Annotated in this window: 8 protein-coding genes; all 8 read left to right on the top strand. The window is 39.5% G+C overall.

Annotated elements, in window-relative coordinates:
- The first annotated feature begins 401 nt into the window (after positions 1-401).
- The 8 genes from R7O03_RS22155 (at position 402) to R7O03_RS22120 (ending at position 7,362) form a co-directional block, all read left to right on the top strand.
- Positions 402-1,037 carry a hypothetical protein gene (locus R7O03_RS22155; RefSeq protein WP_151514891.1) on the top strand — a complete coding sequence of 212 codons (636 nt, stop codon included), beginning with the start codon at positions 402-404 and terminating at the stop codon, positions 1,035-1,037.
- A 939-nt stretch (positions 1,038-1,976) separates the two neighbouring features.
- Positions 1,977-3,323 carry an SIR2 family protein gene (locus R7O03_RS22150; RefSeq protein ID WP_318132044.1) on the top strand — a complete coding sequence of 449 codons (1,347 nt, stop codon included), beginning with the start codon at positions 1,977-1,979 and terminating at the stop codon, positions 3,321-3,323.
- 151 nt (positions 3,324-3,474) lie between these two features.
- Positions 3,475-3,903, top strand: coding sequence for a GNAT family N-acetyltransferase (locus R7O03_RS22145; protein ID WP_318132043.1), 429 nt, complete (start codon positions 3,475-3,477; stop codon positions 3,901-3,903).
- Between the two features lie 218 nt (positions 3,904-4,121).
- On the top strand, positions 4,122-4,847 hold the full coding sequence (locus R7O03_RS22140) for a hypothetical protein (RefSeq protein WP_318132042.1): 726 nt from the start codon (positions 4,122-4,124) through the stop codon (positions 4,845-4,847).
- A 156-nt stretch (positions 4,848-5,003) separates the two neighbouring features.
- Positions 5,004-5,327, top strand: a complete 324-nt coding sequence (locus tag R7O03_RS22135) for a hypothetical protein (RefSeq protein ID WP_054866683.1) — start codon at positions 5,004-5,006, stop codon at positions 5,325-5,327.
- A gap of 143 nt (positions 5,328-5,470) precedes the next feature.
- Positions 5,471-5,839: a hypothetical protein gene (locus tag R7O03_RS22130; protein WP_258632193.1), complete on the top strand. Its 369-nt coding sequence runs from the start codon at positions 5,471-5,473 to the stop codon at positions 5,837-5,839.
- Positions 5,840-5,993: 154 nt separating this feature from the next.
- Positions 5,994-6,767 carry a hypothetical protein gene (locus R7O03_RS22125; protein WP_203500268.1) on the top strand — a complete coding sequence of 258 codons (774 nt, stop codon included), beginning with the start codon at positions 5,994-5,996 and terminating at the stop codon, positions 6,765-6,767.
- A 148-nt stretch (positions 6,768-6,915) separates the two neighbouring features.
- Positions 6,916-7,362 carry a hypothetical protein gene (locus tag R7O03_RS22120; protein ID WP_025502367.1) on the top strand — a complete coding sequence of 149 codons (447 nt, stop codon included), beginning with the start codon at positions 6,916-6,918 and terminating at the stop codon, positions 7,360-7,362.
- The last annotated feature ends 861 nt before the right edge of the window (positions 7,363-8,223 follow it).

Genomic DNA, 8,223 nt, shown 5'->3' with positions numbered 1-8,223 from the left:
CCAACTTTCGTCTTTCAATCGGGGTAAAGTTTTGTAGCTGCCCGTCTCACTTCAGTGTTCAAAGCCTTTCATATCATGCCATTTTTCAATATCTTGGAGCGCATAAATAGAAGTAGCGCATGTACTAACAAATTGCTTAAGAGTGATTCGTAACGCGTGGCATTTTTACTTTGCGGTGGCTTATGGTGATTAAGGCGCTGTGCGGTAGCTTTTTTATTGCGTTACTCACACCTTAGCAAGGCGTTAGCTTAACATTTAAGTTCATGAACAAGGTAGTCAGGCAATTATGCTATTTATAAATTGCAATGTTGTGTGAAACTAAACAAAAAAGTAGTAAGCATATTTGTGCTCAAGTTCCAATAAGTGTATTAAGCATTATCAAAATCTATATTGGAGGCTTTATGAGAGTGCACAAATCAAAAATTGCCGCAGATCCAGTTAAGTACTACACGCATTTGATTGGTATGGAAAAGTACGAAGCTCGTATGAGACAGGAGCCTAATGCAATTACAATTATTACAGGAATTGTACTTTATAGAGAGTTACCTAAGAACAAACAGTCCGAAGTTTTGAAACTAATATTGGCTTTGAACGATGGCCAGTTGAAAGCTTCACTATATGGTTTAGTTTCTCAAGTGGTTGCAAATCCATACTGGTTCTCATGGTCACTTTCTGATCGGGAGCTCAGAGAATTTTTTGATACCAATAAGGATGTGACTAATATATTGAAAGGTCTTGGCATAGACTTCTCGCTCCCTCTCACAGCAGCAGGTATATCAGCGTTTTTGCTTTCATCAGCGCAACAAGGGGTAAAAAGTGCTTCCAAAGAGGTTGCGACTCAGTTGAAAAAGCAAGTTACAAGCTCACCAGTTGCGCAGATTGCAAATAGACTGGGAGTGACCAAACAAGTTGCAGGCAAAGCATCGGCAATCTTGGTCGTAATGGTCAGTGTAATTGCTTATCAAACACACTTAAATGCAAAAGATGCGCGGAAGGAGCTTCTTCGCAGAGGTCTACTTCAACCGGAAGATTTGTAATGCTAGTTTTAATACTAATAGTGATATTGTCATTGGCAACAATTCATTTCTCGCATGTGCTATTGATGCAGTATATGTTCTCTGAAGAAAAGTTATCGCCGAGTACTACTTTTCTTCGTCCATTATCTTTGTGTGTTATGGCTGCATGTGCCCAGTACTATATTCTTTCAATGATAACAGGCTACAATTTACCCGAGGTTGCGGGATTGGCTCTCGTGGCTACGAATGCATTCTTCTTCGTTGGTTTTTATTTTGCGTACAAAGCAAGAGTAAAAAGCCTAGAAAGTAAAAAGCACTCCTGAGTCTATATTAAGCTAACAAAGCATTTAAGAGTGATTCCCAACGCATGGCATTTTTCATTCCATCGTTGGGTTTTGTGTTTACGGTGGTAAGGTTTAGTTTCGTGGTAGCGTTGCTCACACCTTAATGCGGCGTTAGTTGCCAACGAGGAAAACGCAGCTAAAGCAGAATGTTTAGAGTTAAAATCAGTGTGTTTTTGGTGGCGTTTCGTACTTCAATTTTGAATCGTTCGGGTTCGTGAAAATCGTTCTCAGGTTTCTTTTGAGGTTGGATTTTCTGTTTCAGAAACCGATTTGCTTGTTGAAAGTCAGCTTTGTAATATTGTCTTCTCAAAAGATTTTTTTGGTGTTGCTAGTCCGTTTTCTAAGGCGCTAACTGTTCCAAGTGGTTTCAGTGACAGGCGCTTTGAAACTACGCCTGATTTGAGTTTTTCAAAGCACGTAAAACTAGTGTTGGCAAAGCGGCAATTTACATCAAATCAAAGCTTTAGGTTTGGCAACTAACAAAGCATTCAAGAGGGATTCACAACGCTTGGCAGTTTTGGTTTGAATTAACTTTAGTGTTTACGGCACAATGCTTTAGGTAGGGTGGTTTGCGTTGTTCACCCCTTAATGCGGCGTTATACATTAGGAGAAGATTTTGAAATCTCATGAGAATAATTGCGATTGTGTTGGTTGCAAAAATAATTTTGATGTACCACTTCCTAAGGAGTTAATCGATGAAGTGCTAGCTGGGAAAGTTACGTTTTTTACTGGGGCGGGTATTAGCACAGAAGCTCCAACTGTATTAAACATTAACTTCTATGAGCAGGTAGCAAGGGAGATTAATGCATCAGACAAAGACCTAAGCTTTCCGCAAATGATGCAAGAATTTTGTAAGCAGCCAAATGGACGTATGAAGCTGTTACAAATGATTCGTTCAAGGTTTAAAACCATTGATTCTTTCCCTGAATTGCAAAAAATGGCTACGTCTTTTCATAAATCAATTGGAACTCTTTTTCCTGTCAAAAACATCGTTACGACAAATTGGGATACTTATTTTGAAGATTTTTCTCATGCAACGCCTTTTGTCTTAGATAGCGATTTAGCATTTTGGGAGGTTGCTGAGCGCCGTATACTAAAAATTCATGGCTCAATTGATAATCTCTCAACTGTTGTAGCAACAGAGGACGACTACACTGAGTGTACCAGGCGTCTTAATGAGGAATTGATTGGAGGTATGCTCAAAACCATCTTGGCGACTCAAACAGTTATCTTTATTGGTTACTCAATGCGTGATAGTGATTTCCAAGAGGTATATGGCTTGGTAAAAGCTCAAATGGATCTTCTGCATCGACAAGCGTACGTGGTGACTCCTTTTGAGGCTGAGGCTGAGCGATTTAGAGAGGCTGGGCTTATTCCAATCGTAACTGATGGAACTTACTTTCTAGAGTTGGTAAAGCAAGAGGCTGTTGAACGGGAGCTTTTACTTCCAGACCTTTCTTACGAGCTGTCCGCATTCATATTAAGTGATTTCGAAGATGAGCACATGGAAATAGCTAACAAAGTTAGCAATACTGAATGTCCACAGATCATCTACGCTGCCTGTTATCAAGATGGAGTGATTCATGCGCTTCAAAGGATACAAAAAAATCGATATTCAGGTGAATATTCTCACCCATGTCGATTGCAGAGGCTAATAGTTGAATATCAACACATTCAGTCAGAGAAAAGGAAAGTCAAAAGTTATACTGGTGTCGCTTATATAGAAGGTTATATTCGAGGGTTGATTTATCACTTAGAGAACTGTTTTGAGAGTGAAGACTTTGAAATTCCGAAGTATTTTGCTTTTGGTACAAAGGAAGATCTATATAGTTTTGAAGATTTTATTGACTTCGTTAGGTCTAACCCGAATGTACATAAAGTATCATTAAAGCAGGCAACGCAGTACCTAAAATCACTAAAAAATCCTGATGAAATTGCAATTCATCATCCGCCGTGGATCTAATGTATAACAAAGCATTTAAGAGTGATTCCCAACGCTTGGCATTTTTCATTCCATCGTTGGGTTTAGTGTTTACGGTGGTCTGCTTAAGTTTCGTGGTAGCGTTGCTCACACCTTAATGCGGCGTTATACGCTTTTGAGGAAATAATCCAATATGAACAAGGTAGTATTCAGAGATTGCGATGAAGATAGTGAGTATTGGGTTGCTCTAGAGAAGCTGTTTCAAACGGAATGGTCTGACTTTCTGTTTGTAGATACCTATAAACTAGAATCTAACCTTCCACCGGTAATTGTTGCTCTCAGAGAGAACCAAGTTATTGGAGGTCTCGCTTATTCGCGCTTTAAAGAACCTCATGGTGACTCGGAAGTTATTTGGCTTAACGCAGTTTTTGTATCCAATGAGTGGCGTGGTCAAGGTATTGCGAGTGAACTGATCAATCGAGGTATTAGGCAAGTATCAGCAGCAACTCAAAGTAACCTGTATGCTTACACAAATGTACCATCGTTGTATGAGTCCTTAGGTTGGTTAGCGGTTGACATTGAAAGTGAGCCAAATCATAAGGTTATGAAAGTTCCTTTGTAGTGTTAGCACGCGTATAACAAACTGTTTAAGAGTGATTCGCAACGCGTGGCATTTTTACTATGCGTTGGTTTAAGTGATTAAGGTGGTATGCGGAAGCATCGGTATTGCGTTGCTCACACCTTAACAGGGCGTTATGTTTTAGGTGAATTATGTGGTCAAAAATTCAAATGTGGGCTTCGAGAAAAGCATTTGGGAAGATCGGTCCAACACGGATTCCCATGTCAGGTCCAGAATGTGAGAAAAATAATTTCTATTCAACTCGAATCAAGCTTGACGGAGTTTCAGCTCTTGTTCGCGACTTGGATATGAATACGGTAAAGGTATTAAAATATAACCCGGAAACTGAACAGTGTGATATAGAACTAGATATTGATATTAATAATATTGATGTAAATACTGTTGAAATTACTCACTACGTGCATAATTACTATACAACTTATACTGGTATTAACTCATTCATACTCCATTGCCTTACAAGAAAAGACTACGTAAAAGTTAAATTAAAGCGAATGTTGAATAAAGTTTCGCAATTTTTATTCAACAAAAAAGAGTTACAGCTAAAGCCCAGATATGACCTGTTAGATTATTTGATTGAAAATTATGGTATAAGTCGCAAGGAATTTAGTTTGTCATCACTGGTTTCTGATATGTATTCTTTGCGCTTTTTTGGGCATCCTGACAGAGAAAATTGTCAAAATAAGCTACGGATGTATATTGATTCATTCGTAGAATCAGGTGAAATCAGTAAGGTAAAAGGCGGGGGATATAAAGTAAATGGAAAAGCTATTGTAACACTTGAAAAATATCAAACGGAAGAACGGCGCCATAAAGATAGTGTGAAATTACAGTATAGCATAGTGATTTTAACGTTGTTATTAGCTATTCTGGCATCTATTCAAGCTGGATTAATTAAACTAAAGCCATTTTTAGATTTGTCGCAATAAAACATAACAAACTGTTTAAGAGTGATTCGCAACGCGTGGCATTTTTACTATGCGTTGGTTTTAGTGTTTAAGGTGGTGTGCGGAAATTTCGGCGTTGCGTTGCTCACACCTTAACAGAGCGTTATATGCAATACCAGACAAAGGAATGAAGTACCTATGGAGTTAAAAGTAGACACAGATAATTTTATGCTTCAACAGGAAGTATTTACTGGTGAGATGATTGCACGTATTGCCGAACATTTGGAAAGAGCTGGTATTAAGGGAGCATTGCTAAAAGAACTAACAGGTAATATTTCTTTTGAAGTTGCAAGTATGATCGACAGTTCTTCAAGCATTAGCTTTGATGGTGATGAAGCACATCCTTACTTGGCGTTTCTGAGTGGTGACAGTGATAATGAGTTAGTTCATTTGGGAGGTAATTCCACGTGCCATGAAATGGTGTATGGTATTTTAAATGCAATGTTTGAAGACAGCATATAACAAACTGTTCAAGAGGGATTCGCAACGCGTGGCATTTTCACTATGCGTTGGTTTTAGTGTTTAAGGCGGTATGCGGCGGCTCTTGTATTACGTTGCTCACCCCTTAACAGGGCGTTATGTGTAATCAGAGTTTGAGATAAAATATGCACAAAGTAATCAGATTTGGCGTAGCAATATTTATGCTTGGTTGCGTCCAAGCGTCAGTATCTGCAGAAGAAGGTTCTTTTGGTTTAGATGGTGAGTTTGTTTATAAAGATATGGTCGGCGGGCCATATTTTGATGAGTGGTATGTCGCTGGAGATATGGGCCAGCTGAACGACATTAAAATCTATCGTGAAGGTAAGTCAGGTTCGTTGAAGGCTATAATCAAGGTTGACTGTAAGTTACAAACGGTAACAGCCCAAGGTTCTGCCTTTATTTATGATTCTATTGCTTTGTCCAAAGAGGAAGCTCAAGAGTATTTCTCCGCGGATATTACGAAAGCAATCGTTAATAAAATCTGTATGCATTAACCAAACACATAACAAACTGCTTAAGAGGGATTCGCAACGCGTGGCATTTTCATTATGCGTTGAATTTAGTGATTAAGGTGGTTTGCGGCAACTTCGGTATTGCGTTGCTCACCCCTTAGCAGGGCGTTAGGTGTTCAAGAGGTTAGGTTAAAGAATGAGTTTCAAAATAAATAGAATTAGTAATAGTAGCCTTGGGACACATTACGGTGTTTTTCAAAATGATGAACTAATCCATCATGAATTTAGTCGTGTAGCTGCAGAAAAGGTACTGGCAAAACTACAGACTGGGAAGACTCTTGAAGAAGCACTTAAATCTGAGCCAACCCCCAAACCTGAACGAGCAATCGCTCGACTTGTAAAACCTCAAGTTTCATTGGTTGAGCAACATAAGCCTCTTTTTACTACAGCGGTAGCTACTGAGAAAAAATTTGAATACGATCCCGTCTTATACCGTGAGATTGCAAACTTTAAGGTAAATGAAATCGTTCAGGTCACAAATCGAAAGGGACAAAGGTCAACAGTACATATTACTAATATAGTAAAATTGAGTTGGCACCAACTTCAACTGTTAGTCTCGGGAGGTAGTACTAAGTTCGAGAAACAGTATTTACTTTACAAAGAGTACAGTACAAAGCATCAAGCGCATCGCGTCTTGAAAGGGATGAGTTTAAGCCAAGCAGAAAGTGCAGAAATTCAAGCATACATACACATTTTTAAGGCAAATGGGTTTTCAAAACACACACAAGTCAATGATTACATAACCATCAATAGTTTATGGGGACTCTTCCCGGCAATTCGCTCACTTAATGATCATGGTGAGCACAAAGGAGTCCCTGGAATAGAACCTAAATATTTTGAAATTGTTTGCAGTATTTTGAATATATCGGGTGAGGGTGGTAGAAGCTTAGATAACTTCACAAAGTACTAATTTAGCCCACACCTAACAAGCAATTCAAGCTGATTCGCAACGCTCGGCGCTTTCGGTTTCAAGTCGTTTAGTGATTACGGTGAAGTGCTTGAGTGCGGTGGAAGCGTTGCTCACAACTTAATTGGGCGTTAGGCTTACAGAGGAAACTATGAAAATACTGTATTCAGGCGGTCTACAAGTTCGCTCTCACGATGCACAAGAACGCTTGTTAAATGTTAATACCTTCTTAGAAGGTGAATTTGCTTTCCACAACTTGTATCGAGAAGTTAAAGCAAGCGATTTTCCTATTGCTCAGGATTGCTTTGGCGACCAATTCCTTATTCGAGATAATTTGGTAGTTAAGTTGAATGCTGAAACTGGTGAGATTGATGAATTTGGTTGTACCTGGGAGCAATTTTTGGCTTGGGTAGATGAGGACCCAATTGAAAGATTGAATATTCCAAGCGATTTGGAGTTAAAGGTTGGTCAGCTGCTATTCGCTTATCCGCCTTTTTGTACTGTTGAAGGCAACAATGCATCAATAAAAGCAATTGATGGTATTGAGCTAATCAGCTTTCACGCAGATTTTGCAAGGCGGATAAATGGTGAAAGTTAAGCCTAACAAAGCGTTTAAGAGGGATTCTCAACGCTTGGCATTTTCAGTTTGATTCTGCTTTAGTGTTTACAGCACAATGGTTTAGGTTGGGTGGTCGCGTTGTTCACCCCTTAACGCGGCGTTAGTACTGGGTTGGCATCAAAGGTCAAAAGTCTTGATGTTTATTGGTTTCTTTTCCCAACTTTACATCTATTCAAATGTGCCTTTCACGTTCGCTCCGGTGGCGCCAGATGTGAAGTTTTCGTTGTGAGTTTATCGTTTACGGTTTCTAACTTTTGGGCGATTTCTCTGGTGTGGTCTCTTTGGCGCTGAGAAATTATCGGCAAAACTAAGTTTCTCTGAAGCTGCCGTTAAAGTCCAAAGCCCGAATCCTTTTCTAATTTGAAAGCGGTGAAAAAGGGCAGTTTGGCATATTTTTCTTCTATCCAACTTGCATCTTGAAGTTAGCTTTTAGATTGGTTGTTACCCGTTTTGCTTCAGTGTTTTTAGTCACAAGTTTCGTGCTATATTTCAGCATCTTGGCGTGCACCAAAAGCTTTAGGGGCAGCGTACTAACAAGCTGCTTAAGAGGGATTCACAACGCGTGGCATTTTTACTATGCGTTGGCTTTGGTGATTAAGGTGGTTTGCGGCGGCATCTGTATTGCGTTGTTCACCCCTTAGCAGAGCGTTAGTACGGGTTTGACATCAAAGGTCATAAGTTTTGGTGTTTATCTGCTTTGGCGCTCGTCTTTACACCTTTCAGTTTGTACCTTTCACGTTCTTTCCGGTGGCACTATATGCGGAGTGTTTGCTTTGATTTCACCGTTTACGGCTTCTAACTCTTAGCCTATTTCTTTGGCGCTTCTTCATTTTCGTGGTG

This window comes from Vibrio sp. Vb2960, from assembly GCF_033337665.1.
Classification (GTDB): domain Bacteria; phylum Pseudomonadota; class Gammaproteobacteria; order Enterobacterales; family Vibrionaceae; genus Vibrio; species Vibrio alginolyticus.
This window is presented reverse-complemented; position numbering and strand designations above follow the sequence as displayed.

Bases quoted from the DNA above. Each gene is read 5' to 3' on its own strand.
- R7O03_RS22145 (WP_318132043.1), top strand. From the start codon at position 3,475: ATGAACAAGGTAGTATTCAGAGATTGCGATGAAGATAGTGAGTATTGG.
- R7O03_RS22140 (WP_318132042.1), top strand. From the start codon at position 4,122: ATGTCAGGTCCAGAATGTGAGAAAAATAATTTCTATTCAACTCGAATC.
- R7O03_RS22125 (WP_203500268.1), top strand. From the start codon at position 5,994: ATGAGTTTCAAAATAAATAGAATTAGTAATAGTAGCCTTGGGACACAT.
- R7O03_RS22135 (WP_054866683.1), top strand. From the start codon at position 5,004: ATGGAGTTAAAAGTAGACACAGATAATTTTATGCTTCAACAGGAAGTA.
- R7O03_RS22155 (WP_151514891.1), top strand. From the start codon at position 402: ATGAGAGTGCACAAATCAAAAATTGCCGCAGATCCAGTTAAGTACTAC.
- R7O03_RS22120 (WP_025502367.1), top strand. From the start codon at position 6,916: ATGAAAATACTGTATTCAGGCGGTCTACAAGTTCGCTCTCACGATGCA.
- R7O03_RS22130 (WP_258632193.1), top strand. From the start codon at position 5,471: ATGCACAAAGTAATCAGATTTGGCGTAGCAATATTTATGCTTGGTTGC.